The following is a 25,367-nucleotide window of genomic DNA, read 5'->3' on the forward strand; positions in this document are numbered from 1 at the left end:
CGTGGTTGCGACCCGGCGTTGTCGTGAACCTCCACGATCAACGCCAAAGATTATTATTGTGTGACGCTCATCCGGGAGAAACGTGGAGTTTCTCAACGGGAAGGAAGATATTTCGTCGGATCCTGTGGTTGGCCATCCTTGCGCACTTCAAAGTGCAGGCGAACATCCTCGGCGTCGCTGTCTCCCATCGTGGCGATCACCTGACCGGCCTCGACGACGTCATTCTCGCTGACCTTCAGGCTGTCGTTATGGGCGTAAGCACTGAGATATTCGTCGTTGTGCTTGAGCAGGATGAGCTTTCCATAGCCCCTTACACCGCTGCCCGCGTAGACCACCTTGCCTGGACCCGCCGCTCTGACAGGTTGCCCCTTTTGACCGCCGATATCAATGCCAGCGGTGATGCTGGAACTTTCGCCAAATTGGCTGACCACCTGGCCATCGGCAGGCCACTGCCAGGGCACCTCGTCCACTGGCGTGTAGGTACGCGTGGTGCTGGCTGAAGCGCTACCGGAGCCGCTGCTGGACGCTTCCTCGGAGGCGGCTTGAGCAGTGCTGGAATCCGCTTCACTGGCCGAGCCAGATTGTGCAGATTCGCTATTTTCAGACATCTCACGCGCCTCTTCATCGGCGGCGGCCACCACCGACTCCTCGGCCTCGCGTCTGGCCCGCTCGGCCTGGTCACTGTCGCTCAGGCCTTCGGCTCCGGGGCTGTCATAGTCATAAACAGGGCCCGGGCTGCCAGCGCTGGCTCCCGCCACACCGGCAGCGCCCTGCACGGCCGCTGACGATACCTGCTCAGCGCCATTGCTGACCGTTTCCGTGCTGCCGTCCGGCAACAGCCATTCGAGATCTTCACCGGAGGGCTGGCTGGTCGGAGTGGATTGGCCCAATGGCGTGGCCACGGCGCCCTCGTTGGCGCTGGCGACAGCACCGGTGGCCGCCATGCCTCCTGCCTGGGAGCCATCGGCGGACAGGCGCAGCGTCTGGCCGACGTCGATCCGATAGGGCGGTGTGATGTTATTGAGACGTGCCAGCTCACGGAAATCCATGTCATGCCGCCAGGCGATACCGTAGAGCGTGTCGCCGGACTGCACGGTGTACTGGGCCGGCACCTGGGCCGCTCTGGCCGAGGACAGGTCCTGGACCTGAACCGGTTGACTGGCACCCTGCTGATTGGCACAGCCTGCCAGGGCCAAAGCCAGGCTGGAGATGACGAAAATCTTGTGCATCGTGTGATGTCTCCTTGTCGGCAGTCCGCTAGTGGCGGCCGGCGATAGTGTCTTTGCGAGTGGCTGAGGTGTCTCCGACCCTGGCGACGATGATCACCAGCAGCATGCCGAAGATCGCCAGCGCGGTCACCCCCACCAACTGCGCGGAGTCTCCGGTAACCGCAGAATAATCCCAGGGCGCCAGATAGCGGTAGTCCAGCGGTATGACCTGGCCATCGGATCCCAGCTGATAGCGGGTCAGCTCGCGCCACGGCCACAGAATCGGCAGTGAACCCACGATAAATCCTACCAGCAGTTGCAGCGTGGCCGTGTGATGACGTTGCAGCAGCCAGGACAGGACCCGGGAAAAGGTGAACAGGCCAATCAGACAGCCCAATGCGAACAGTCCCAGCAGCGGAATGTCGAATCCGCGTATCCCCTGCATCACGACATCGTAGAGGCCCATGCTCAGCAGCAGGAAGCTGCCGGAAACCCCGGGTAACAGCATGGCGCTGATGGCGATGGCACCGCCCACGATCAGCACCAGCGCCGGCGTGCCCAAGGCATTGACCAGCGGCATCAGCGACGGCAGAGCCTGGGCCAACACCAGCCCGAGCGCCAGCGGCAAGATGTGCCACCAGCGCCAGTCGGCAGGGTGCTTGCCCACCACCAGCGCGGAGGCCGCGACCAAGCCAAAGAAGAAGCCATTAAGCAACAGCGGGTGCGCGTCCAGCAGCCATACCACCAGGTGGGCCACCGTGATCAGGCTGGCCAGGATGCCCGCCATCAGCGGAAGCAGGAAGCTCAGGTTGAGGTGAACCATCAACCCCTTGAGGCCACCGCTACGCAGCGCACCGAAAGCGCTCGGGCCGAAACGCTTGATCGTGTGGATCAGTTCTTCATAGATACCGGTGACGAAGGCAATCGTGCCCCCCGAGACTCCCGGTACGGCATCTGCCGCCCCCATTCCCGCCCCTCGCAGGAACAGGCCAAGCGAATGTTTCAACGAATCACTCCTTCCAATAAGGGCACGAAGCGCACCGGCTCCAACCGTTCGTATTCATAGCGTTCTCCATGGCGGCGCACCCGCGTCAGCCACTGCTGTCCGTCCTGCCCCTCCAACGGAGCGATCAGTACCCCCTGATCGACCAGCTGTGACAGCAAGGGCTCCGGCAATTCGCTGGCACAGGCGGTCAACAGGATGACATCAAAAGGGGCCGCTTCCGGCCAGCCATGACCACCGTCGGCCAACCGCAGCCTGGCGTTGTGGGCTTTCAGCAGGCGCAGCCGGGATGCCGCCACGCGATGCAGAGCATTGATCCTCTCCACCGACCAGAGTTCCTCGACAAGGCGCGCCAGGATCAAGGTCTGGTATCCCGATCCGGTACCTACCTCGAGCACCCGCCGGGGAGACTCCTGCAGCACCAGCTCGCTCATGCGCCCGACTATCCATGGCTGGGACAGGGTCTGACCGTGACCGATGGGCAGCGCCGTGTCCTCGTAGGCGCGGTGCGACAGCGCTTCATCAAGGAAAAGATGGCGCGGCTCGCTGGCCATCACCTCCAGCACCTGGGATGCACACACCCCTTGATCGCGAAGCCGCTGGACCATCCGGTCCCGCGTTCGCTGGGAGGTCATGCCGACGCCTTTGAGATCAGGTGAGCGCATCAAGCCAATCCTGCACATCGTTGCGCGCGGCGTGGCGCGTCAGGTCGGTCTGCAGCGGGGTAATGGACACGTAGCCCTGCGCCACGGCAGCAAAGTCGGTGTCATCGGCATCGTCTGCGTTGTCCCCGACAGGAGCAATCCAGTAGCGCACGCGGCCGCGGGGGTCTCGCGCCTCGATGGGACGCTCGGCGGGTCCACGATAGCCCATGCGGGTTACCCGGAAGCCCTTGATCTCCTCCCAAGGAAGATCAGGCACATTGACATTCAACAAGCTGCGCGGCGGCAGAGACAGCTGCTCGAGCCCTCCCACCAGACTCGCCGCGACCCTTCCCGCAGTGGCAAAGTGGTGCTCGCCGACCAGTGACATGGCGATCGCCGTCATGCCGAGGTTTCTGCCTTCCATGGCGGCGGCCACCGTGCCCGAGTAGAGCACGTCATCGCCAAGGTTTCCGCCATGATTGATACCGGAAATGACCAGATCCGGCGTCTCGTCCCACACCCCATTGGCGCCAAGATAGACGCAGTCGGCGGGGGTCCCATCGACGCTGTAGAACCCATCATGGGTCGGGGTCAGCGACAGCGGCCGCGACAGCGTCAGCGAGTTGCTGGCTCCACTGCGATCACGGTCAGGGGCCACGACCCTGAGCCTGGCGTAGGGCACCAGCGCGTCATGCAGCGCCTTCAGGCCCGGCGCGTGGACGCCGTCATCGTTCGATAGCAGCAGTCGCCTCATGGGGTATCTCCTTGTTCGTCAGCGATGTTCCGCCCACCTGTGGTGACCTCTGACGCAGTGCGAAACTGCAGGCTCGGATGGGTCATCAACTCGCGCAACACGGCGGTGGCAAAGGCACCGGCGGGTAGCCGAAAGCTCAACCACACGGCCTCCCCTTCCCGCACCAGGCTGGCCTCACCAAGCATCACCCGCAAGGCCCTGCGCGATGCCTGCACACCCGCCTTCTCCAGGCCCTGACACAGTGCGGGGGCGGCGCCAAGCACGTCCTTCTCCCACGCGCCGGCATCGGCCCGGGCGCGGCTTCCGCCGCGGCCCCACAGCACTGCAGTAGGATGAATATCACCCTGGGCGAGCCGCAGGGACAGGTCATCATCCGCCGGCCTCTCGCCACTACCTGAGTCGGCGCTCGCGGCGTGGCTGCCTGCTGGCACGCTATCTGCTGACGTGGCTGCGAGCGCCTCGCTGGCGCCGACCTCGAACAGACTGCGGCTGCCTTCCAGCATCATCACGTCACCCGAGAGAACCTGACGCCACTCTCCCCGGCGCAGTCGTTCGGCGAGTTGGGCGTTGAACAGGTAGCTGCGCGCGGCGGACAGCAGCATGCCATCGCGATCATCACGCTTGCGCCAGCCTCGCGCCAGCACCGCCACGGCGCGGCTGAGGTTACGTCCCTCTGGACCAAAGCGCTGCGGGCCAAAGTAGTTGGGCACGCCATCCTGGATGACCGCGTCAAAGCGCGCCGCCAGCTGTGTATCCTGCACCACCGGCCCCGTCACCTTCAGTCGAAACCGGTTGCCGCGATGCACGCCACGCTTGAGCTTGCGCGGGTGGCGGGCGCGCGCTTCCACCTGGTAGCCCTCGGCGGCCAGGCGCGCTTCCAGGTCGGCGGGAGCCTCCTTGCCGGGCAGGTGCACCGAGAACCACTGGCGCGTCACCGCCACCCGGTCCTTCATGCCGGCATACCCCACGTCACGACGAGTGACGCCGCATAGATGGGCCAGGGACGAGGCGACCCGGGAGGTGGTGGCATCACGCTTGGCGATCCACAGCCAGAGATGTTCCCCCTGCCCTTCCGGCGCAAAGCCCAGGTCCTCCTCGACCAGGAAGTCGTCCGGCGTCTGCCGGTACTCACCCGGCAGGGGTGCACCCAGGCGATCATCCAGATAACGAGGCCACTCTGGCGGCCAGACAATGGCGTCGGTCATGGACGCTCCTGTCCCTGAGCCCGCTCCCGTTCTCCCTGCTGGTCGATACCGACCGCCTCGATCGCGGACAGCAGCACCACCGCCTCGGCGGCGATGCCCTCGCCCCGGCCGGTAAAGCCAAGGCGCTCTGTCGTGGTGGCCTTGACGTTGACGGCGGCGAGATCGATTCCCAGGTCTTCCGCCAAGTGCCCCCGCATGGCCAGGAGATGAGGCGCCATCTTGGGCGCCTGAGCCATCAAGGTGGCATCCAGGTTGGCCACCTGATATCCCGCTGCGGTCACTTCCTGCATCACGCGCCGAAGCAGGTCGCGACTGTCGGCGCCCTTCCAGGCCGGATCGGTATCGGGAAACAGGTGGCCAATATCTCCCAGCGCACAGGCTCCGAGCAGCGCATCACTGACGGCATGGAGCAGCACGTCCCCATCGGAGTGAGCGACAAAGCCGTGGGCAAACGGCAGGCGCACACCTCCGATCATCAGATGGTCGCCGTCGCCAAAGCGATGTACGTCAAATCCGTGGCCTATCCGCAAAGGCAGTAGCATAGTCGATGAGTCTCTTACGTTTCCCGCGGCGTGCCCGCGCTGGAGAGCAACAGCTCTGCCAGACGCAGGTCCTCGGGATGGGTGATCTTGATGTTGTCGCGGCGTCCTGACACCAGCCGGGGCGAGAGGCCCAGCGCTTCCACCGCAGAGGCCTCATCGGTGATGCGCGCAACGCCGATGCCATCGGCGGACAGCGCCTGCCCCAGCGCGCGCTGCAACAGCGCAAAACGAAAGGCCTGCGGCGTCTGGGCTTGCCACAGGCCGCGACGGTCTTCGGTGCAGGCGATGTGTCCCTGACCGTTGTCACGCTTGATGGTATCCGCCACCGGCGAGGCCAGCAGGGCACCCTCCATAGCCTCCAGTGCCGCCTGATACAGAAGCTGAAGGTCCTCGTTACTGACACAGGGGCGGGCCACGTCATGCACCATGACCAGGTCATCCGGCTGGCACTGGGTCTGGATCGCTGTCAGCGCATTGACCACGCTGTGCACCCGTTCAGCACCGCCAGGAACACGCTGCCAGTGTGGAAACGGCACCAGCGCTGGGTCGAACCAGGCATCCTCCGGCGACAGGCAAAGACACAGGTGGGCATCGGGAAAGGCCTGATACAGGCGTTCAAGGGTATGCGCCATGACCGGACGCCCGGCCACCTCCCGGTATTGCTTGGGCATATCGCCCCCGACTCGGCGCCCGACGCCGGCGGCTGGCACGATCAACCACAGTCGTGGACCAGCAGCACTCATTGGCTACTCGCTCCCTGCCCGCTGCCTGGCTCAGGCTGGGGAGACGGCGCGACGTCCGTCTCGACCCCGGGCACCCAGAAGAACTGCTCGTCGGTGCGCACCATCCCGACATCGCTGCGCGCACGCTCCTCGATGGCATCCAGACCGGTCTTGAGGTCCACCACCTCGGCGCTCAGCCGCGAGTTACGGTCACGCAGCGGCTGATTCTGGGCTTCCAGTGCTTCCACACGCCCGCTGACTTCATTCATTTCCATGACACCACCCTGGCCCAGCCACAGTCGATACTGAAGCAGGGCGAGCAGTGCCAGCAGCACTATCGCCAAGGTCTTGAGCATGAGGGTACCGTCGACATTCGATTCGGCGCCTAGTATGCCATCGCCCGCCCATCCGGGGCGAGCCGCAGGGCCATCCGGAGCGTGCGGCGGCTATCCCAGGCTCGATGTCGCCACAACACACCGCGGCCACAACCGCTCGCTACCGCAGTGGACGGATATGACAGGGAGTCGATATGCCAGGGTGCCGATATGCCAGGGAGCCGATACGACAGCGGCCGCCATATCATGGCGGCCGCTGGGTCACGCATCCGACTAATGCTGCATCCGACTACCGTTACAGCTGGAACGGCATGCGGAAGGTCAAGCTGATGTCCGAGGCGTCATCGGTCATGCCGATGCCCAGGTTGGTGACCACCGAGGTGGAGTCGGACATGGCGTAGGTACCACCAATATTGAACACACCGATGTTGGCATCACTGCCGATGACGTCGGTCTTGCGACCGCCATCCGGAGTGATCTCGGTCTTGCGGATGTACTCATGTGAATACGACAGCGCAAGGCTCAAGCGCTCGTTCAAGGCAAACGCCGTACCAAAGCCCGCGCTGATGCTGTCCCCCAGGTCCACTTCGGCCTTCTGGTCTCCCTCGCCTGCCGAAATGTCGTCGAACTCTTCCTCGATATTGTAGGTGTACCCCAGGTTGGCAAAGACGATGGCAGGATCCAGGGTCTTCAACACCGAGACCCCAGCCGTCACGCCCCAGACCCCATTACCGGTAGGCAACTCCTTGGGCACCGAGAGGTTACCCGCCGAGTCGACCTGCTCGATCTCGATCCCGTAGGGGTCCTTGCCGGTCGGTGCGCGCACGCCGAGACTCACTACCACGTCGGGCCGCTCCGTGGTCTCGGGCAGCAGGCGATAGGACAGACTCGCCGAGATGTCACCCAATCCGGCCTCGTCGACATCCTCCTCGACATTCTGTTCGGTGGAAAACTCGCCACCGATGGACTGGATGGTGGTCGTCCGATAGACGAAGGGCACGTTGATGCTGGCCTCCAGCCTGTCGGTCAAACCATAGCGGGTGTTGATATCCAGCGTGGTGATATGGGTCTCGACATTATCCAGATTGAGCTCGCCGAGGAAGATCGCATCGAGGGCCAGAAAGCCACGCAGGGCCAGGCTGTCGCGATCGGAGTAGGTATAGGTGATGCCCGGCTCGATGGTCAGTCGGTCCGAGAACAGCGCATGTTCCTCACGGAAGATATCCTGCACGCTGCGCGAGGCTTCCTGAGACTCCAGCGCCTGCTGCTGCTCGGCACCCACGGTCTGCTGGGCGAAAACCGGTGTCGCGGCACCGGCAAGCAAAAGGCCCGCCAGGGGCGGGCAGAGCGTCCTGTTGATGACGATATTCACGTCGTTCTCCTTGTCCCCGAAATGGTCGCTTGTCGTTCTTCACTCTTTCTCGAGGGGCTACCTGCAACCGGTCGTCTGGCGCGCCCGTCAGGGGGAGGCCTGGCCCACCTGCATGCCAGTACCAGCGTGCCTCCCGTGCTCCTCTCCCGGCAGGAGTTCCCTGTCACCCCTGCTCAAGCGTAGTTAATGTGTACGTTAAAAGAGTCTTAAATACCGCGATTCGGGCATTTATTGTCAACGCAAGGCGGCTGCCGCCTTGATTCCACTCAGCATGCCGGGCGTCGCACGGTCCCCCACGCCGGACTGATTGCCCATATACAGCTGCAGCCGGGTGAGGTTGCGCACCTGCTGCAGACTGCTGGACAGCTGAATTGCCTGACTAAGTCCACTGCCAGGCACGATGGCCTGACGAATGTTGCCCATGCCCGGCATGTCGATGGACACGCTCATGTCGTTGCCCACCGCGGACACTGCGATAGTGCTGCCAGCGACCTGGCGGATTCGGGTACCTCCCCCACTCGCGCTGCTGGTGCTGAAGCTGGAGGCATCCAGCACATCGATCACCAGGTCATTGGCGGCCACGTTGAAGTCACCGCCGGCCTGGATCGACTGCACGACCCCGGAGGCATTGGCGGTCCCCTGGTCGACCACCCGGGCGCCATTGCCAAGTCGCGCCAGACCCGCTCGGCTTTCCACGACGGTGATCGTGGGTTCAAAGCTGACGCGGGGCTGCTGCCGGCTGAGATCCCCCAACATGCGAGCGCCCGCGGCCAGCTGGTCACCGGCGGCGGTGCGCCACTCACTGACCATCTGCACGCCAAAGAACATCAGCCGCCCCTTGTCGGCAAAACGGCCTCGCTGCACGCCAAGCTCGTTATCCGAAAGCTGGCGTGCACTGGCGAAGCCTTCAAAGGTGGTGAAATCGGTGGTGGCGGCCTGTGCCGCCGGTATCGACAGGGACAACGCCAGCGCCAACAGCATGGCGCCCCTACCTGCCCCTGTTCCCTTGTCCTGTCCCATCATGTTCGTGCCCCCTGATCGACGGCGCCTCACCACGCCGCAGAGCCTTGCCGCTTTGTGATCGTTGTTGTCAGAACAGCTCGGCGTGACGGAAACCGAAGTCGATCATCTGTTCGCGTGATACGGGAGAAAACACGTCCTTCATACGATGCGCCGTCAACGGCTGGCGCGGATCCAGCAAGGCGGTATAGCGGTCGAAACCGTCTCCCACCACCGCGAAAATGATGTTGTTCCAGGCGGCCAGGAAGTCGTCACGGGTCATTACCCGGTTGCCCAACGCCGGATCGCCGATGTAGACGCGATCCCCGCTGGCCTTCTTCATGACCACGAAGTGTCTGTATCCGTTGAGGTCCAAAAGGACGATCACCGGTATCGATACCTGGTCCAGGGTGTCGCCATCGACTTCATAGCCGCGGCCCCTGAGACCCAGCGTCTCGACATAGTTCTTGAGATCCAGCAGAGAGAAGCCCTGCTGCTGCACCAGCTCCAGATCAGCCACCTCGAGCATGCCCGCCAGGACATCGTGCTCGGTGGTATCGGACATCTGGTAGGCGTACTTGAGAAGCGTGGCCAGTGACGCGGCACCACAGGAAAAGTCGGTGCGCTGCTCCACCAGGTTCTCATAGCGACGTTCACGGATGGACTGGACGTCCTTGTTGATCACCGTCCCCGGCACAATGCCGCCCAGGCGGATGGTGGCGGCGTGCCCGTCGAGGGCGGGCAGTGCCAGGCCAAGGGCGATTGCCGTGGCCAGCGACCAGCGTGGCAGCGTCATGGTCGGTCTCCCTTCGTGCTGAACGTCGTGGTGAAAGAACCCCGGCCCGCAAGGGCCGGGGAGTGTCACACTAGCGAAGCTGGCTTATTCGACGCCCATACTGGAGGCAATGGACAGCGAGTTGCGCTGCATGTTGCCGCCACCTGCGGCGATGTTGACGCCGATGTTGCCGGTGGCCCCGGCCAGGGCGTTGGTGCCGAGCGAGGCGTTGTTTTCCTGGTAGACCAGGCGCTGGCGTGTATCGATGCTGAAGCCAGCGGAGACGCCACCCAGGCTGATCCGGCCGCGCTCGCGGAAGCTCAGGGAGCCGCCTTCCTCACCCTTGAACTTGCCTTCGTTCTTCAGGCCGCCAACGGTCGGACCATTGTCGTCGAAGTCGATGTGGCCCCACAGCACCTCGCCACCAGAGTGTCCAGCGCCGCCCTGCCAGATTTCCGGATAGACGTCGTTGGTCTGAGCCCACTCACCTTCGTAGGAGCCGCGACCGCCACCCACATAGCCACCGCGCAGTGCGGTCTTCTCGAGATAGGCAGAGGTGTTGGTCAGGGTCACGACCTCGCCGCCAGTCATAGAAGTGTTGCCGTAGCTGGCCTGGACGCCGCCAGTGGTGGCATCGGCGCTGCCGCTGGCAGTGTTGACCGACGCGGCCAGACTGTTGTGCTGGGCGTTGCCGATACCGGCGGCCACGTTGACACCCACATTACCGCTGGCGTTACGCAGCGCGTTGGTACCCATGCGGGCATTGTTCGGGCTGCCGCTGATGCCGGTGGCGTTGTTGGAGGCGGACTGGAAGGAGAACGACGCAGACTGACCGAACACGGTGGCGGCGTCAGAAGATGACAGCGCCGCGTCGTTGGCCTGCTGGTTGTTGTCACCGGCCGCCACGTTGACGCCGACGTTGCCCGAAGCGCCCTGGAGGGCACCGCTGCCCAGGGTGGCATTGTTCTTGGTCAGGGTCTGAGACGCCTCATTGCTGTCGCTGAACTGCTTGCTGTCCACGGTCGCGCCAGAGTAGTTGGGATCATAGAAGATCGACCCACCCACGGCGCCCAGGCGCTTGTAAGTGTGGGAGTCGTTCTTGATATGAACGTCATAGCGGTTGTTGACGTCGGAATCCATGTAGGAATCGGTGTCAAAGGTGTTGTCCGCCATTGCCGCGGGCGCGGCCAGAAGTGCAGAGATGGCCAGAGCGAGCGGAGCTTTTTGGAAAGTTTTCATGGTCGTTCTCCTGAATGAACCGTACTGCCTATTCACTGCTGTTATTGACGTCACCCTTTGCTTCGTATCTTGACGCTATTGGTTGAAGCGAAAGCTGAAGCTATTGCGAGTGGCGTTCCCCGTGCCGGCTGACTGGTTGACTTGAATCACTCCTCTGGCCCCCGCAAAACTGCTCTCGTCAATGTCGAGATTGCGGGTCACGCCGTTGGAGTCACTGCCGTCCCCCCCGTTCAGCCCCTGCCTTGGAGCCAGCACCTGTTGCAGACTGTCGTCGCTCAGGCCGCTGACCGTGCTCCCCAGAGCCATGCCGAAGCTGTTGCTCTGAAGGTTGCCTACTCCCGCCGTCTGGTTGACGGACATCCATCCGGAAGATTGCCCAAAGGCGCCTTCTCTTATGGCCGTCCCTACCTCCATGTCGGCGAGTCGCTCGTCGATGCGCACCTGCTGCACCAGACGATTGTTGATCGTGGCAGCGTCACCGGTTGCCAGTGAGCCGCTGCTGGATTGAAGATTCTGACTACCGGCGGCCAGATTGGCCGACGTCACACCGCTGACACCGCTGAGCGCCTGTCCACTGATGACGCTGCTGTTTCTCAGCACCCCCAGGTCTTGCCCCCTGGCCGAATCCGGGCTGACCATCACCAGCCCCAGGGCCGTGGCGAACATCACCACCCGTGTCAGCCGCAGCGGTATGGAGGACAACGCTGACATCTCGGCTGAGGCGTCCATCTCAGGCTTTAGTTGTTGAGTCAGCATGCTCAGCGCCTCCCGCCGGTCAGGGGCGCCAGCGCCCCGGTCACGGTGTTGGCGATACCTGAGGTGGCTCCGATCACGCTGCCACCGGTGGATCCGCCGCCCACGGATGTCGCCACTCGATTGCTCGAGCCGACGCCACCACTGCCAAGATGGGTGCCGGTGCCGAGGGCGCGGTGCATCTGGTTCATGCCTTGCCCGACGCCGGCACTGATGCTCGCGGCCCGGGTATCGTCGAGAACGATGGCGGTGACGCCTCCCATACGGCTGTGGACGCTACCGGTCGCGCTGCGCGCCATATTGCTGCTGCGCATCAGGTCAGCCCGCGCTCGGATAGGGCCGCTCTCGCGATTGACGTATCCGAAGGGTGCTGTCTCGACTTCTCGCAGCACGATGATTTCACCCGGCTGGACCCCAGGGCGTAGCTCGGCAGCCTGACTCTGACCGGTCCCCACACCGGTCAGAGCCGCCACTGCTGCAGCTGCCAGCATCAGACGCCACTGGCAGGCCACGACCACGCCGCCCCCTTGCCCTGCTTCCATCCCCTGCCCTTCGTTGATTTTCAGGTGTCCCATGGTGATCACCAGTCCCGTTGCGTAGTGACGGTGGCGCTCTGCCGGTTGTTCAGGCCGTTGGCGACACGATGGCTGCTATCGCCGCCACCGCCCCCTGCGCCGCGCCCTGGACGCTCGTCCCAAAGAATGACGCCGTCAGCGTCTATTGCTGTGTCGGGAACAAAGCGTCCGCGAATCTGGTCCAGCGCTCCGTCATTGACGATGTGCTGTTCTATCGGCGTGGCGAATACCTGGGTCGCATCCGTCAGCGAGTTGTCGGACTGGGCCTGACCTGCCGCGGCTAGCGCAGCGGTCGCAATGATCGCGCTGGCTACGCAGCGAAACTGAATTCGGCCTTTCGCGATCATCTGGTTCATGTCGGCATCTCCTGCGGATGTTGATCCCTGCGCCCCTTTGCTCCTCGCCAAGTACAGAGCAAACGGCGTGCCAACTTTTAAACCATTGATATTTAATAACTTTTATTTTCCACGCTGTCGGAAACTGTTAACTGGCTGATACAACGAGCCGAGACACCACCTGAAGGACCTGCACAAAATGAGATTTAATCCATTGTTTTTAAATGGATTTAAAGGATAAGTAACAGGACTGGTACAGCCTTGGGCGCGACCGAGCTCGCCGAGGCCAAACGCCAGGAGCTGAAAAGGAAGGGAGTGCACGCGAACCCGCACAAATCGTAGGTTTCAGCGCACAGGAAAAAAAATCGACACACCGGTGAACAGGCTGTTGGCATGCGTTACGCCAACGTCGCCCCCGAGTCAGCAAGGACGTACCCATGGGCAGCCGATATGCTGACCAATGCCTTCCGAGAACCAAAAGCCATCGGCAAGCAACTGTTTTTATTGGATGAAAAAAGAATCGAAGGACATGAGGCGGGATGCAATTATGCTGTTTCACTCACGATACAGTTTCTGTTTCGAGCCCCTTCAGGCTCACTTCAGCTCACTGCATGGCTTTCACTACCTGGTTTTCACTAGCAGGTTTTCACTACCTGGCTTTCACGACATGGCCGCCATTGGACGGCCTTCATTTCGCGACCTCCATCGGGGGGGCGGTATCAGCAGGTCAACCTCGGGAGAAAGTGGCTTGCCAGACACGCAAAGGCCCCGCCATCGCGGGGCCTTGCAGGGTATCGGCCCTGAGCCAGTGCCACCCTTGAACGCCGAGACAGTCATGTCGGCGCGGGGCATGGGAAAAAGGCTAGAGAGCGCTTGTTTGGCCTCACTGTCCACCGACATGGGGTTGAGCAGGCCTCAAGGAATCGACAGCTTCAGGCGAGAAAAGGGGCACCGCCTCCCTAAGAGAAGGCGGCCTCCTGGGGCGGGGTTCGGGAAATACCGTGCTTGTCGAGCAGGCGATAGATCGTCACTCGGGAGACTCCCAGCTCCTTGGCCGCGGCATTGACCCGGTACTTGTTGCGCCCCAGCGCCGAGAGCAGGGCATCCCGCTCGGCTTCTTCACGCACCTCTTCCAGGGTCATCTGGTGCCTGTTCAGGCCGCGACGCTCGATCCCGAGATCTTCCGGCTGAATCAGCCGGTTTTCACACATCACCATGGCCCGCCGCACCCGGTTGATCAGCTCACGCACATTGCCCGGCCAGTGGTAGCGCTGCATCACCGACAGCGCCTCGCGGGAAAAGCCTTTCAGACAGGAGGCCTTTTCGCTGGAAAAGCGTTCGAAGAAGAACCGCGCCAGGATCTCGATATCTTCGGAGTGCTCCCGCAGCGCAGGCACCTTGACCTGGAGCACGTTAAGACGGTGGTAGAGGTCCTCGCGAAAGCGCCCCTCCTTGACCGCCAGGTCCAGATTGACATGGGTCGCCGCTACGATGCGCACATCCACGGGGATATCGTCGAGTCCCCCGACACGCTGGATGCAACGCATCTCCAGAAATCTCAACAAGTTGACCTGCAGCTCCAAGGGCAAGTCGCCAATCTCATCGAGAAACAGGGTGCCCCCGTCAGCGGCCTCGATGCGTCCAATCTTGCGCTGGGTGGCCCCCGTGAAGGCGCCCTTTTCGTGACCGAACAGCTCAGACTGAATCAAATGCTCGGGCAGGGCTCCACAATTGATCGCATGGAACGCTTCTCGTGACCTGGCCGAGCGCTCGTGGATGGCCTGGGCGGTCAGCTCCTTGCCGGTGCCGGATTCCCCGCTGATAAAGACAGGCGCATCGACCACCGCGACCTTGCGGATGGTCTTGAACAGATTCCACATGACCGGGGTCGTGCCGACAAACTCGTATTCGGAATCTTCTGCGCTGGTCGACATGCTCTGCTCTTCTCGATCGCGCTGCTGCAGGCGCGCCAACTCGGACGCATGCTCCAGAAGAATCGACAGACGCAAGATATCGACCTGGGGTGACACCAGCGAATGGCTAAGATGGGCCATGATACGGCGCTTGTCGGCATCGCCTATCTGTTCTTCCGAGCCCACCGCAATCCAGGGCCTTTCGCTCTTGAGAATCAGCGGCTCCAGGTGCCTGAGATCATGGCTGGACAGATCCCCCAGCACCATCACCCCTACCTGGCAAGGGTCATCTACCTGTAACCGGCAATCGGACAAGGGGGTGATCAGGGGATGCATCTGCCATCCACTGCTCTGCAAGCCTTTCAGCAGATGACCGGCGTCCCCCTCTGGATTGCCGATCCACCAACTGCACCGCGGCATCACATCCATCGTGTGTCCCCTGAACCCGACGCCTCGCCCAGCAGGCCATGATCACGGCAATCGCGCGATCCATGGCCCAATCGGCACAACCTTGACACGCTGCGCCGGCACCAGCCCCATGGACATCACGCTCGTTACCTTGCGACATCACGCCGGGTCGGTACTGCCGTCCGGTAAGTGACGGCCAAGATGGCCACTGGGTTGCCTGGATACGCTTCGTCGGTATGTCGTCGTTGTCTTACATTCTTATCGGTTGAATCATAGCACCGTATCACTCGCTGCCTCGAAACGGTAATCCACGCTCGGCAGCCTTGACGTAGCCGTCCACATGCAGGGCCTCTTCTCGACAAAAGCGCTGCACCGCGTCAGCAAGGCGCGGGTCGGCGATGTGATGCAGGGAGGTCAAACGCCTGGGGGCGAAGCCGCGAGCCACCTTGTGCTCGCCCTGGGTACCGGGATCGAAACACGTCAGACCTTGCTCCAGGCAATGTTCGATCCCCTGGTAGTAGCAGGTCTCAAAGTGCAGGCAGTCTGCCATGACCTCACTGCCCCAGTAGCGGCCATACAAGGTGTTGCCACCTTGCAGGCACAGCGCTGCGGCGACCGGGCGTTCGTCAACCAGCGCCTGAATCAACACCAAGCTGTCCGGCATATTGCGCCGTAGCTGCTGGAAGAAGGGTTCACTGAGATAACCGGCGCTGCCTCGCTCCAGATAGGTGATGCGGTAGCAGCGATAGAAATGGTGCATCGCGGTCTCATCGATGTCGCGACCCTGAAGCCGGCGCATGCGTATGCCCTGATCGGCGACCCGACGCCGTTCTCGCCGCACTTCCTTGCGGCGCCTTGAGGTCATGGCAGCAAGATAGCCATCGAAGTCGCCAAATCCCCGGTCGCGCCATTGAAACTGCTGTCCCTTCCTCGGGATGAGCTCAGGGCAGGCCTGTTGCCAATGAGCGATTTCATCGTCTTCGGCGAACAGCAGATGCCAGCTTGATAGGCTATCGTCGGCCTCCCACTGGCTGGCCAACAGCCTTATGGCGGCACCAGGGTCTTCGCCTTCGGCCAGGGCTAGTCTCGGCCCAGGAGCTGGGGTGAAAGGTATGGCGCTGATCGCTTTCGGATAGTAGCGACCTCCTGCTCGCTCCCAGGCATCGGCCCAGGCCCAGTCGAACACATACTCGCCCCAGGAATGCTCCTTGTAATACCAGGGCAACGCCCCGACGAGACGATCTCCTCGCCACAGGGTCAGGTGCGCGGGCAGCCACCCCGTTCCCTCTCCCACCGCCGCAGTCGCCTCCAGCGCATGCAGAAACTCATGGCGCGCAAAGGGATAGTCCGGCCCGACGACGGCGTTCCAGCGGTGGGCCGGTATCTCCGCCATGGCCGTCAGTCGGCGCAGCTCCAGCGCCGGTTCCTGATCGTTGCTGTTGGCCAGAGGGGGTATTGGCATCACAACTGCCTCCTAGCGCTTTGCGATTGCGCCACAGAGTGCCAGACTTTACGGCAGGACGCCGCTGCTCACCGGTAAAGGTGAGAAACCCACCCTTCACTCCCGTAAAATAACTACATATTCGACCAAAGCATTCGGTTAAAAGGGAGGAATGCGGTCAAATGTTTGGTAAAGTTACATACCTGACCCGCATCAACACGTCTGAGGTTGACCATGGCTAGCCAGCAAGCTTCTTCGCTCGATCCCACTGTTGCCCGCGTTACCGAACGCATCCGCGAACGCTCTCGTGAGAGGCGTGCGCTCTACGTGGAGCGCATGGAGGCCCAGCATCGTCGCGGAGTTCATCGTGCGGAACTGTCCTGCGGCAACCTTGCTCATGGCTTCGCGGCCTGCGGTAGCGAGGACAAGAATCAGCTGAAACTGATGAACAGCGCCAACCTGGGAATCATTTCGTCCTACAACGACATGCTGTCCGCCCACCAGCCGTTCGAAACCTTTCCCGAGACCATTCGGGAGAGCGCTCGCCAGATGGGGTCCACCGCACAATTCGCCGGCGGCGTGCCCGCCATGTGCGACGGGGTCACGCAAGGCCAGCCAGGCATGGAGCTATCACTGTTCTCCCGTGACGTGATTGCCATGGCGGCCGCCGTAGGCCTGTCCCACAACATGTTCGATGCCGCACTCTACCTCGGGGTGTGTGACAAGATCGTGCCGGGCCTGTTTATCGGCGCTGCGCGCTTCGGCCATCTGCCCACCACCTTCGTTCCCGCCGGCCCCATGCCAAGTGGCCTGCCCAACAAGGAAAAGGCGCGGGTCCGCCAGCTGTACGCCGAGGGCAAGGTGGGTCGCGACGAACTGCTGGAGGCCGAGTCCGAGAGCTATCACAGTCCGGGCACCTGCACGTTCTATGGCACCGCCAACTCCAACCAGCTGATGATGGAATTCATGGGGCTGCACCTGCCCGGGGCTTCCTTCGTCAACCCCGGCACCCAGATGCGCGAGGCGCTGACGCGGTTTGCCACCGAACAGACCATCCGTAACACCGAGCCCGGCGGCAACTACCGCCCCTTCTATCGGCAGATCGATGAACGCGCCATCGTCAATGCGATGGTCGGGCTACTGGCTTCCGGTGGCTCCACCAACCACACCATGCACCTGGTCGCCATGGCGGCTGCCGCTGGCATCACGATCACCTGGGACGACTTCTCGGAGCTGTCCTCGGCGGTACCCAGCCTGACGCGGGTCTACCCCAACGGCCAGGCCGACATCAACCACTTCCAGGCCGCAGGCGGCATGAGTCTGTTGATTCGCGAGCTGCTTGGCGCGGGCCTGATCCACGGCGACATTCCCACCGTGTTCGGCGACGACCTCACCGCCTACACCCAGGAACCCTTCCTGGAAGACGGCAAGCTGGTATGGCGTGAAGGCCCATTGGAAAGCCTCGACACGGATGTGCTGCGTCCGGTGGCCAATGCCTTTGCCCCGACGGGAGGTCTAAATGTGCTGCAGGGCAACCTGGGCCGCGGCGTCATCAAGGTCTCGGCAGTGGAGCCCCAGCACCGCATCGTGGAAGCCCCGGTCAAGGTCTTCGAGGAGCAGAATGACCTGAAGGCGGCCTTCGATGCGGGGGAGCTGGACCGGGACGTGATCGTGGTGGTGCGCTTCCAGGGGCCAAAGGCCAACGGCATGCCCGAGCTGCACAAGCTGACCCCCTACCTCGGCGTGCTCCAGGACCGCGGCTACAAAGTGGCACTGGTCACCGATGGCCGTATGTCGGGTGCGTCAGGTAAAGTGCCGGCAGCGATTCACATGACACCGGAAGCGCTGGACGGTGGCCCCCTGGCGAAACTGCGCGATGGCGATATCGTCCGCCTTGACGCTGACAAGGGCGAACTGTCCGTGCAGCTCGATAATGCCGAGTGGCAGGATCGTCCGAAGCGCGTGGCCGAACTGGACCACTATCATGTGGGCCTGGGACGTGAACTGTTCGGCGGTTTCCGTCATCTGGCCATGGGCGCAGAGGAAGGTGCTGGCGTATTTGGCGGTTTCGAGGCCGACGACCTGGTGCGCCAGCAGCAACAGATTCACGACGAGGACGCCTGACCACGCCATGACACGTCAAGCGCTGATCGGGGATATCGGCGGCACCAACGCGCGCTTTGCGCTGGTGTCGCCGGACCACCCTGCCCCCCACCACATCATGACGCTTCCCTGCGCCGACTATCCGGGAGTGGTCGAGGCCGTTCAGGACTACCTGAGCCAAGCAGGTGCCAGCGGCCAGGATGCGCCGAAGGAAGCCTGTCTGGCCTTCGCCTGTCCGGTACACGCCGAACGGGTCAGCATGTCGAACAATCACTGGGATTTTCTCAAGAGTGATGTACGACGCGAGCTGGGGCTCGATAACTTCAAGGTCATCAACGACTTCATGGCACAGGCCCTGGGCGTCCCCCATGTCGCTGCCGATGAGCTGGTCAGCATTCAGACGGGTGACGAGGTCGAGCATGCCGCGCGCCTGGTGATCGGCCCGGGCACTGGCCTTGGCATGGCGGGCGTGTTCCCGGCGCGGCGTGCCTGGGTGCCCTTGCCCAATGAGGGCGGACACGCAAGCTTTGCCCCCACGGATGAGCTTGAGCTGGACATCTATCGCCACTTTCACCGCCGCTACGGGCGGGTCAGCGTGGAGCGCATCCTGTGCGGCCAGGGTCTGCTGGACCTGTACCGCGTGCTGGCCGACATGGACGGCCAGCCGGCACTGGCGTCATCTCCGGCGGAGGTGACCAGCGCGGCCAACAGCGGTGACCCTCTGGGGCGTGATACCATCCTGCGCTTTCTCAAGATCCTCGGTGATGTGTCAGGCGATGCCGCCCTGACCCTGGGAGCCAGAGGGGGCGTCTATCTGTGCGGAGGTATCGTGCCGAGACTGGTGGACTGGCTACCCCACAGTGGTTTTCTCAGCGCTTTCAGCAGCAAGGGCCGTATGCGCCCCTACAACGAAGCCATCTCCATCCAGGTGGTCAAGGCCCCCTGGACGGGCTTGCTGGGCGCCGCCGAGGCGCTCCACAACGAGGAGGTCGAATGATTCCGGCAACGCTGCAGAGTTTGATCAATGACGTGCAAGGCCAGGGCCGTATCCACTGGGCCGGTCGTGAGGTCTGGGTGGCCAACGAGTCCTGGGGGCAGCTGGCGATCTCGCTCCAGGGGGCCCAGGTACTGCACTATCTACCCGCGCCCGACCCCGCGCGAGCCGCAGGCGCTTCTTCTTCCGCGTCCGACCCCACGCGAGCCGCAGGCGCTTCTTCTTCCGCGTCCAACCCCGCGCGAGCCGCAGGCGCTTCTTCTTCCGCGTCCGGCCCCGCGTCAGCCGCTGACGGCGGTGTCGATAGCGGTGCGGATGACCCGCTGGTGCCCGGAGGTTGGCTGTGGGTAACGCCGACGCCCCAGCAGGTGCCGGGTGCCATCCGCGGCGGGATTCCGCTGTGCTGGCCATGGTTTGCCGACGAGAACACGGCGGACGAGTCTGCCGATCGTTCTGGGCCGATGCACGGTCCGGCGCGCAAGGCTGACTGGCAGCTGGATGCGGTGGATGAGCACGAGGACGGCGTCGAGGTGCATCTGTCGCTGCCTCAGCGACTGCACAGCCAGCTTCATCCCCGCGCCGTGGTCCAGGCCAACGCCCAGCGCCTGCATGTCGAGCTGATCACCGAGCACCTGGGGGAAACCCCGGTCAAGATGACTGCCGCGCTGCATAGCTATCTGGCCGTGGATCAGGTCTTTGCCTGCCGCGTCGAAGGACTGGCTGGCGCCCGCTACCTGGACAAGCTCAAGGGCTTTGCCGAGAGCGAGCAGATCGGCGAGTTAGGCGTGCGCGAGGGCATTGACCGGATCTACCACTCCAACGCCGAGGTGGTGCTGGATGACGGCCACCGGCGCCTGCGCATCGCTCGTCAGAACAGCGACTCCGTGGTGGTGTGGAACCCGGGCGAGTCTCCCAACCCGGACACTCCCCTCGACGCCGCACGTCGCTTCCTGTGTGTGGAATCCGCCAACACCCGCCTTGACCCGGTGTGGCTGGTACCTGGAGCCCAGCACATGCTCGGCACCACCCTATCATTGGCCAACGACTGATCGCCGAGGAGCCTCCCATGACCCCTGTGATCGCCTTCGGAGAAGCGCTCGTGGATATGCTGTCCAGCCGGCTGGGCAGCAGCACGCAAGGTCCAGAGACCTTCACGCCCTACGCCGGTGGCGCACCGGCCAACGTCTCGGTGGCCTGCGCCCGCCTGGGTCTCACCAGTCGTTTTCTGGGCATGCTGGGAGACGACCACTTCGGTGACTTCATCGCTGCCGAGCTTCAGCACCACGGTGTCGATATCAGCGGCGTTGCGCGCACGAAAGAGGCCCGCACCGCCCTGGCCTTCGTCTCACGTGATGACCAGGGTGAGCGCACCTTCGACTTCTATCGGCCGCCTGCCGCTGACCTGCTCTACCGCACGGAACACCTGCCCCAGGGCGTCTTTGCAGAGCCCGCCATCGTGCACCTCTGCAGCAACAGCCTGACGGATGAGGACATCGCCGAGACCTCGCTGGCCATCACCGAGATGGCCGCGCGAGCAGGCTGCCTGGTCAGTGTGGACGCCAACCTGCGCCATAATCTGTGGCCAGATCATCAGATCGACATCGGCCTGGTCACCCGCCTGCTGGACCAGGCGGACCTGATCAAGCTGTCGACCGACGAACTCGACGCCCTGCGTGGCGATCACCCCCGGGAAGACTGGTTGGCCGAACGACTGGCGGCCGGAGCACGTCTGATCGTGATCACTGATGGTCCCGGCTCGGTGGCAGCCCATACGATTCGCGGCGTGACTCACATGACACCGCCAGCGGTGACGGCGGTTGACACCACCGCTGGCGGCGATGCCTTTATCGGCGGCCTGCTGGCGGCCCTTGCCGACCACGACTGGCAGCAGCCCGACTGGGCCCAGGACGGCGCCTTTCTTGAGCGCGCCCTGACCCTGGCATGTCGCTGCGGCGCCCATGCCGTGACGCGTCCCGGTGCGTACTCGGCGCTGCCCCGGCGAGAAGATGTGATCGACTGAAGCGATCCGCTACGGTGACTGCCCGACTCCGGGGCCGTCGCCTGATGTTCCATGCGCGCAGCGTAGTGTCACGTCAGCGCATGGATGCAGATGCAGTGTTTGCTCAGGCCAGATCCCTGGCCTCGACAAGGTGACGCCCAGCCGGGGCCAGGACGGCACCGTCGACCAGCGCCTGGGCAATCCTTGATACCGGACTCGGGCGCCACTGCCTGGGCAGCAGCGGCCGCAGCAGACGCGACGCGGCCAGGCCCAGGCGCTCGCCGCGACGTACCTCGAGGCGCTGGCCATCGATCAAGCCAGGCCGCACTATCGTCAGGCTATTGAAGTCGAGTCCCCCTAGCGCGTCTTCCAGCTCACCCTTGACCCGGGAATAGAAGAAGCGTGAGTGGGGGCTGGCGCCCAACGCCGAATTCAGAGAGAAACGCTGGGCCCCTCCAGCTCGCGCCTGGCGGGCGAACCACAGCGGTAGTTCCAGATCGACCCAGCGAAAGGCGTCGCGAGATCCTGCCGCCTTGAGGGTGGTACCCAGGGCGCAGATGACGGCGTCGACGTGCCACCGTTCACCGCCTTGTTCGAGCTGGGCAAAGTCCACGACAGGACTCGTCAGGCAGGAGTGCTCGCGCTGCAGCGGTCTACGCACCGGCGCCACCACGGCACTGACCTGCGGATGATCCAGCAGCCTGCTCAGCACCTCCTGCCCCACCAGTCCCGTCGCTCCCAGTAACAGCACCTTCATGTCGCCGCCTCCGCCGCGTTGAGAATGCCCTGCATCTTGCCATGCCGGGACGATATCCGAAGCCATATCCGTGGCTATAGCGACATTGTGTGGACGAGCTCACGACGAAGCAAAAAAAATCCGGCCAGAGGCCGGATCAAGGACAGCACCAGCTGTCGAGAGAGAGCACATGGATCATCATCCAGTGCAGAGAGCTCAGTGGTGGAAGCGGTCAGCGGCTTCCTTGGCCAGGGCGCGAATGGCATCCCAGTCACCGGCATCGACCAGCGACTTCGGCGTCAGCCAGGAACCGCCAACGCACATCACATTCGGCAGTGCCAGATACTCGGAGGCATTGCCCAGATTGATGCCGCCGGTAGGACAGAAGCGCGCTTCGCCGATCGGGCCACCGAAGGCCTTGAGCGCCTTGACGCCTCCGCTGGCCTCCGCCGGAAAGAACTTGAAACGACGGTAGCCATACTGCCAGCCGGTCATCAGCTCGGAGATGGTGGCGACACCGGGCAGCATGGGCACCGGGCTTTCCACGCCATAGCGATACAGTGCATCCGTGGCGCCGGGGGTGACCACAAAATCCGCACCGGCCTGCTCGACCTGACGATACTGGGCCGGGGTCAACACCGTTCCGGCGGCGATGCTGGCCTGAGGCAGTGCCTTCTTGAGGCGCGCGATGGCCTCGATGGCGCAATCCGTGCGCAGGGTGACTTCCAGCACGCTGAGACCACCTTCCACCAACGCACGCCCCATCGGCACAGCATCCTCGATGCGGTCGATGACGATGACGGGAATGACCTCTGCCTTGAGGCAGATGCTGTCCAGTTCAGTGGTACGAGTGGAGGGAAGCTGTTTTTCAATGGTCATGAGTGACTCCAGAATTCAGGGTGCCCAGTAGACGGCCAGCGGGCAGCTCAGGAAGGCGCGGATGGGCAGTTCCCGCACGTCGTCTCCGGCCATGGCGGAGGCCAGCACCGAACGCTTGTCGTCGCCGGTAAGATGCAGCACGTGGCGACGTGCATGGTGCAGTCGCTCGGCACTGAGGGTGATGCGAGCCTGAGGCTGACTGGGGGTGCGCACCGCCACGGTCAGCGCATCGGTGCTCAGGGCCAGGTCCAGCTCGCGGCTATCGGGGAACAGCGACGCGGTGTGCCCATCACCGCCCATGCCGAGGATGACCACCGACGCCGGCCAGGACAGACCGGCCAGCCGCTCGGCCACCTCTTCAGCGCCCTGCTCCGGGGTGGCATGGTCTGTCGTCAGCGGCACGAAGTTGGCGCTTTGAGCGTGATTGACCAGCAGATGTTCACGCACCAGACGGGCATTGGCGTCATCTGCATCAGCTGCGACCCAACGTTCATCAGCCAGCGTCACGTCCACTCGTTGCCACTCCAGCGACTGTCGCGACAGCGCATGAAAGAAGGGCACCGGAGTCGAGCCCCCGGAGACCACCAGCAGAGCCCGCTGCTGCACCGCCAGGTCTTCACGCAACGCCGCCGCCACACTTTCGGCCAGCTGATGGGCCAGTTGCTCGCGCGGCGACAACTCGGAACCTTGTGCACTCATATCAGTAGTCCTCGTACCAGCTGCGACCATCCTGGGTGATCATGGCGATCGAGGCCACCGGCCCCCAGGAGCCCGCAGGATAGCGACGCGGCGGTTCATTGCGGTCTTCCCAGGTGGCGATCAGCTCGTCGCACCAGCGCCAGGCATGCTCGACTTCGTCACGCCGCACGAACAGGTACTGCTGCCCCTTCATCACCTCGAGCAACAGCCGCTCGTAAGCATCCGGAATACGGGCCTTGGGGAAGGCGCTGTTGAAATCCAGATGCAGGGGCCCCCGGCGCAAGCGCATGCCCTTGTCGAGGCCGCTGTCCTTGGTCAGCACCTCCAGGCGAATGCCTTCCTCGGGCTGCAGCCGGATGATCAGCTTGTTGGCGGCGATCGCGCGCTGATCCGGGTCAAAGATGTAGTGCGGCTGCTGACGGAAGTGGATCACGATCTGCGACAGCTTCTCCGGCATGCGCTTCCCGGTGCGCAGATAGAAGGGCACGCCCGCCCAGCGCCAGTTGGCCACTTCGGTCTTCATGGCCACGAAGGTCTCGGTGTAGCTTTGGGTATTGGCGCCCTCTTCCTCGAGATACCCCGGCACACCCTGGCCGTTGCTGGTGCCCGCCGTGTACTGGCCCCGCACCACGTCGCGACCAATCATGTCATCGGTAAACGGCTTCAATGCCTTGAGTACCTTGACCTTCTCGTCGCGAATGGCATCCGCGTCCAGGTTGGCTGGCGGGTCCATGGCGATCAGGCAGACCAGCTGCAGCAGGTGGTTCTGGACCATGTCGCGGAGCTGTCCGGCCTGGTCGAAATAGCCCCAGCGCCCTTCGATCCCGACCTTCTCGGCCACGGTAATCTCGACGTGAGAAATATGGTTCTGGTTCCACTGGGTACCGAACAACGGGTTGGCAAAGCGCAGTGCAATCAGGTTCTGCACGGTCTCCTTGCCGAGGTAGTGATCGATTCGGTAGATGCGCGACTCCGGGAATACCGCTCCCACCGCATCATTGACCTCACAGGAGGACTCCAGGTCGTAGCCGATGGGCTTTTCCACCACCACGCGGCTCTCGTCATCCAGGCTGCCACTGGCCTCGAGATGTCGACAGATATCTCCGTACAGGCTGGCACCCACGGCAAGATAGACCACCAGCGGGCGCTGCTGGGCCTGCTGCTTGCGCCAGTCGGCAATCGCCGTGTAGCCCTCCACCGTGGTGAAGTCGACGGTCAAGAAGGACAGGCGGTCCAGGAAGCGCGACACCACCTTGTCATCCAGCTCGCTGGCCTTGACGTACTCCTTGAGCGACGCATGGATGCGCTCCCGGAAGGCGTCGAGATCGATATCCTGGCGTGCCAGTCCCAGCAGCCGGGTATCCGGATGCAGCAGACCTTCACGATCGAGCTGGTAGAGCGCGGGAAACAGCTTGCGGCGAGACAGGTCGCCCAAGGCGCCAAACAGCGCCAGATCAATGTCGGTGCGCTCGGCGTCACTGGAGCGGGAGTGTCGTGTCATAACCGTCCTCGTGTGCTGGTAGACTCCTGACGGGCGGGGCCAAGGCATCTAATGGCTGAGTGACTCGCCGCAGGGATATCTAAGTTTACAAAAAAATAGTCGAAATTCCGCGGCGAGTACACACAATATTTTGTAAACTTACACAAAATTTGAGCTCGCTGCGCTTATACATTCGGTGTACATTGCGGGGACATCGAATGTGGATTGGATGTCGTCGGCGAGACAGCTAGGAT

25 protein-coding genes are annotated in these 25,367 nt (G+C 63.1%); 4 read left to right on the top strand and 21 right to left on the bottom strand.

Annotated features, from left to right (window positions below):
- Nucleotides 1–92: 92 nt before the first annotated feature.
- The 17 genes from JF545_RS08200 to JF545_RS08280 all read right to left on the bottom strand — a co-directional run bounded on the left by JF545_RS08200 (nt 93) and on the right by JF545_RS08280 (nt 16,244).
- Nucleotides 93–1,229, bottom strand: coding sequence for a peptidoglycan DD-metalloendopeptidase family protein (locus JF545_RS08200; RefSeq protein WP_206941205.1), 1,137 nt, complete (start codon nt 1,227–1,229; stop codon nt 93–95).
- Nucleotides 1,230–1,257: 28 nt separating this feature from the next.
- The gene (locus JF545_RS08205; RefSeq protein ID WP_206941781.1) at nt 1,258–2,175 is read right to left on the bottom strand and encodes a DUF368 domain-containing protein; all 918 of its coding nucleotides are present in this window, start codon (nt 2,173–2,175) and stop codon (nt 1,258–1,260) included.
- 35 nt (nt 2,176–2,210) lie between these two features.
- A complete protein-coding gene (locus tag JF545_RS08210; RefSeq protein WP_206941207.1) occupies nt 2,211–2,876 on the bottom strand; it encodes a protein-L-isoaspartate(D-aspartate) O-methyltransferase in 666 nt (221 codons plus the stop codon).
- A complete protein-coding gene (gene surE / locus JF545_RS08215; protein ID WP_206941209.1) occupies nt 2,863–3,609 on the bottom strand; it encodes a 5'/3'-nucleotidase SurE in 747 nt (248 codons plus the stop codon). The genes JF545_RS08210 and surE overlap by 14 nt, the downstream gene beginning before the upstream one ends.
- Nucleotides 3,606–4,814 carry a tRNA pseudouridine(13) synthase TruD gene (truD, locus tag JF545_RS08220; protein WP_206941211.1) on the bottom strand — a complete coding sequence of 403 codons (1,209 nt, stop codon included), beginning with the start codon at nt 4,812–4,814 and terminating at the stop codon, nt 3,606–3,608. The genes surE and truD overlap by 4 nt, the downstream gene beginning before the upstream one ends.
- Nucleotides 4,811–5,344: a 2-C-methyl-D-erythritol 2,4-cyclodiphosphate synthase gene (gene ispF / locus JF545_RS08225; RefSeq protein WP_277987379.1), complete on the bottom strand. Its 534-nt coding sequence runs from the start codon at nt 5,342–5,344 to the stop codon at nt 4,811–4,813. The genes truD and ispF overlap by 4 nt, the downstream gene beginning before the upstream one ends.
- 26 nt (nt 5,345–5,370) lie before the next feature.
- A complete protein-coding gene (ispD, locus tag JF545_RS08230; protein ID WP_206941215.1) occupies nt 5,371–6,099 on the bottom strand; it encodes a 2-C-methyl-D-erythritol 4-phosphate cytidylyltransferase in 729 nt (242 codons plus the stop codon).
- A complete protein-coding gene (ftsB, locus tag JF545_RS08235; RefSeq protein ID WP_206941219.1) occupies nt 6,096–6,434 on the bottom strand; it encodes a cell division protein FtsB in 339 nt (112 codons plus the stop codon). The genes ispD and ftsB overlap by 4 nt, the downstream gene beginning before the upstream one ends.
- A gap of 274 nt (nt 6,435–6,708) precedes the next feature.
- Entirely contained in the window at nt 6,709–7,785 is a 1,077-nt protein-coding gene (locus JF545_RS08240; protein WP_224851990.1) for a transporter, read from the bottom strand.
- A gap of 234 nt (nt 7,786–8,019) precedes the next feature.
- On the bottom strand, nt 8,020–8,808 hold the full coding sequence (locus JF545_RS08245; RefSeq protein WP_206941221.1) for a hypothetical protein: 789 nt from the start codon (nt 8,806–8,808) through the stop codon (nt 8,020–8,022).
- Between the two features lie 67 nt (nt 8,809–8,875).
- Nucleotides 8,876–9,580 (bottom strand): C39 family peptidase, encoded by a 705-nt coding sequence (locus JF545_RS08250; RefSeq protein ID WP_206941223.1) that lies wholly within the window; start codon nt 9,578–9,580, stop codon nt 8,876–8,878.
- Nucleotides 9,581–9,664: 84 nt separating this feature from the next.
- Complete coding sequence (locus JF545_RS08255) at nt 9,665–10,798, bottom strand: hypothetical protein (protein WP_206941225.1); 1,134 nt, start codon at nt 10,796–10,798, stop codon at nt 9,665–9,667.
- A gap of 75 nt (nt 10,799–10,873) precedes the next feature.
- Nucleotides 10,874–11,554: a hypothetical protein gene (locus JF545_RS08260; RefSeq protein WP_206941227.1), complete on the bottom strand. Its 681-nt coding sequence runs from the start codon at nt 11,552–11,554 to the stop codon at nt 10,874–10,876.
- A gap of 2 nt (nt 11,555–11,556) precedes the next feature.
- On the bottom strand, nt 11,557–12,126 hold the full coding sequence (locus JF545_RS08265) for a hypothetical protein (protein ID WP_206941229.1): 570 nt from the start codon (nt 12,124–12,126) through the stop codon (nt 11,557–11,559).
- 5 nt (nt 12,127–12,131) lie between these two features.
- On the bottom strand, nt 12,132–12,482 hold the full coding sequence (locus JF545_RS08270; protein ID WP_206941231.1) for a hypothetical protein: 351 nt from the start codon (nt 12,480–12,482) through the stop codon (nt 12,132–12,134).
- 938 nt (nt 12,483–13,420) lie between these two features.
- Nucleotides 13,421–14,794 carry a sigma-54 interaction domain-containing protein gene (locus JF545_RS08275; protein WP_224908422.1) on the bottom strand — a complete coding sequence of 458 codons (1,374 nt, stop codon included), beginning with the start codon at nt 14,792–14,794 and terminating at the stop codon, nt 13,421–13,423.
- Nucleotides 14,795–15,065: 271 nt separating this feature from the next.
- The gene (locus JF545_RS08280) at nt 15,066–16,244 is read right to left on the bottom strand and encodes a GNAT family N-acetyltransferase (RefSeq protein ID WP_206941233.1); all 1,179 of its coding nucleotides are present in this window, start codon (nt 16,242–16,244) and stop codon (nt 15,066–15,068) included.
- Between the two features lie 213 nt (nt 16,245–16,457).
- Between JF545_RS08280 and edd the strand changes: the two genes are divergently transcribed.
- Genes edd through JF545_RS08300 form a run of 4 tightly spaced genes read left to right on the top strand, consistent with a single transcriptional unit; the run spans nt 16,458 to nt 21,340 of the window.
- Nucleotides 16,458–18,347 carry a phosphogluconate dehydratase gene (edd, locus tag JF545_RS08285; protein WP_206941235.1) on the top strand — a complete coding sequence of 630 codons (1,890 nt, stop codon included), beginning with the start codon at nt 16,458–16,460 and terminating at the stop codon, nt 18,345–18,347.
- 7 nt (nt 18,348–18,354) lie between these two features.
- Nucleotides 18,355–19,323 carry a glucokinase gene (gene glk / locus JF545_RS08290; RefSeq protein WP_206941237.1) on the top strand — a complete coding sequence of 323 codons (969 nt, stop codon included), beginning with the start codon at nt 18,355–18,357 and terminating at the stop codon, nt 19,321–19,323.
- Nucleotides 19,320–20,369, top strand: a complete 1,050-nt coding sequence (locus JF545_RS08295; RefSeq protein WP_206941239.1) for a D-hexose-6-phosphate mutarotase — start codon at nt 19,320–19,322, stop codon at nt 20,367–20,369. Before glk ends, JF545_RS08295 begins: the two co-directional genes overlap by 4 nt.
- Before the next feature lie 17 nt (nt 20,370–20,386).
- Nucleotides 20,387–21,340: a carbohydrate kinase family protein gene (locus JF545_RS08300; protein WP_206941241.1), complete on the top strand. Its 954-nt coding sequence runs from the start codon at nt 20,387–20,389 to the stop codon at nt 21,338–21,340.
- A gap of 103 nt (nt 21,341–21,443) precedes the next feature.
- On the opposite strand, the gene JF545_RS08305 is transcribed toward JF545_RS08300, so the two are convergent.
- From JF545_RS08305 to zwf, 4 genes are all read right to left on the bottom strand, one after another.
- Complete coding sequence (locus JF545_RS08305) at nt 21,444–22,076, bottom strand: oxidoreductase (protein WP_206941243.1); 633 nt, start codon at nt 22,074–22,076, stop codon at nt 21,444–21,446.
- A 195-nt stretch (nt 22,077–22,271) separates the two neighbouring features.
- Complete coding sequence (locus tag JF545_RS08310; RefSeq protein ID WP_206941245.1) at nt 22,272–22,934, bottom strand: bifunctional 4-hydroxy-2-oxoglutarate aldolase/2-dehydro-3-deoxy-phosphogluconate aldolase; 663 nt, start codon at nt 22,932–22,934, stop codon at nt 22,272–22,274.
- Between the two features lie 15 nt (nt 22,935–22,949).
- Nucleotides 22,950–23,633, bottom strand: a complete 684-nt coding sequence (pgl, locus tag JF545_RS08315; RefSeq protein ID WP_206941247.1) for a 6-phosphogluconolactonase — start codon at nt 23,631–23,633, stop codon at nt 22,950–22,952.
- 1 nt (nt 23,634) lies between these two features.
- Nucleotides 23,635–25,134 carry a glucose-6-phosphate dehydrogenase gene (zwf, locus tag JF545_RS08320; protein WP_206941249.1) on the bottom strand — a complete coding sequence of 500 codons (1,500 nt, stop codon included), beginning with the start codon at nt 25,132–25,134 and terminating at the stop codon, nt 23,635–23,637.
- Nucleotides 25,135–25,367: the final 233 nt, after the last annotated feature.

This window comes from Halomonas litopenaei (assembly GCF_017303055.1).
GTDB lineage: Bacteria > Pseudomonadota > Gammaproteobacteria > Pseudomonadales > Halomonadaceae > Halomonas > Halomonas litopenaei_A.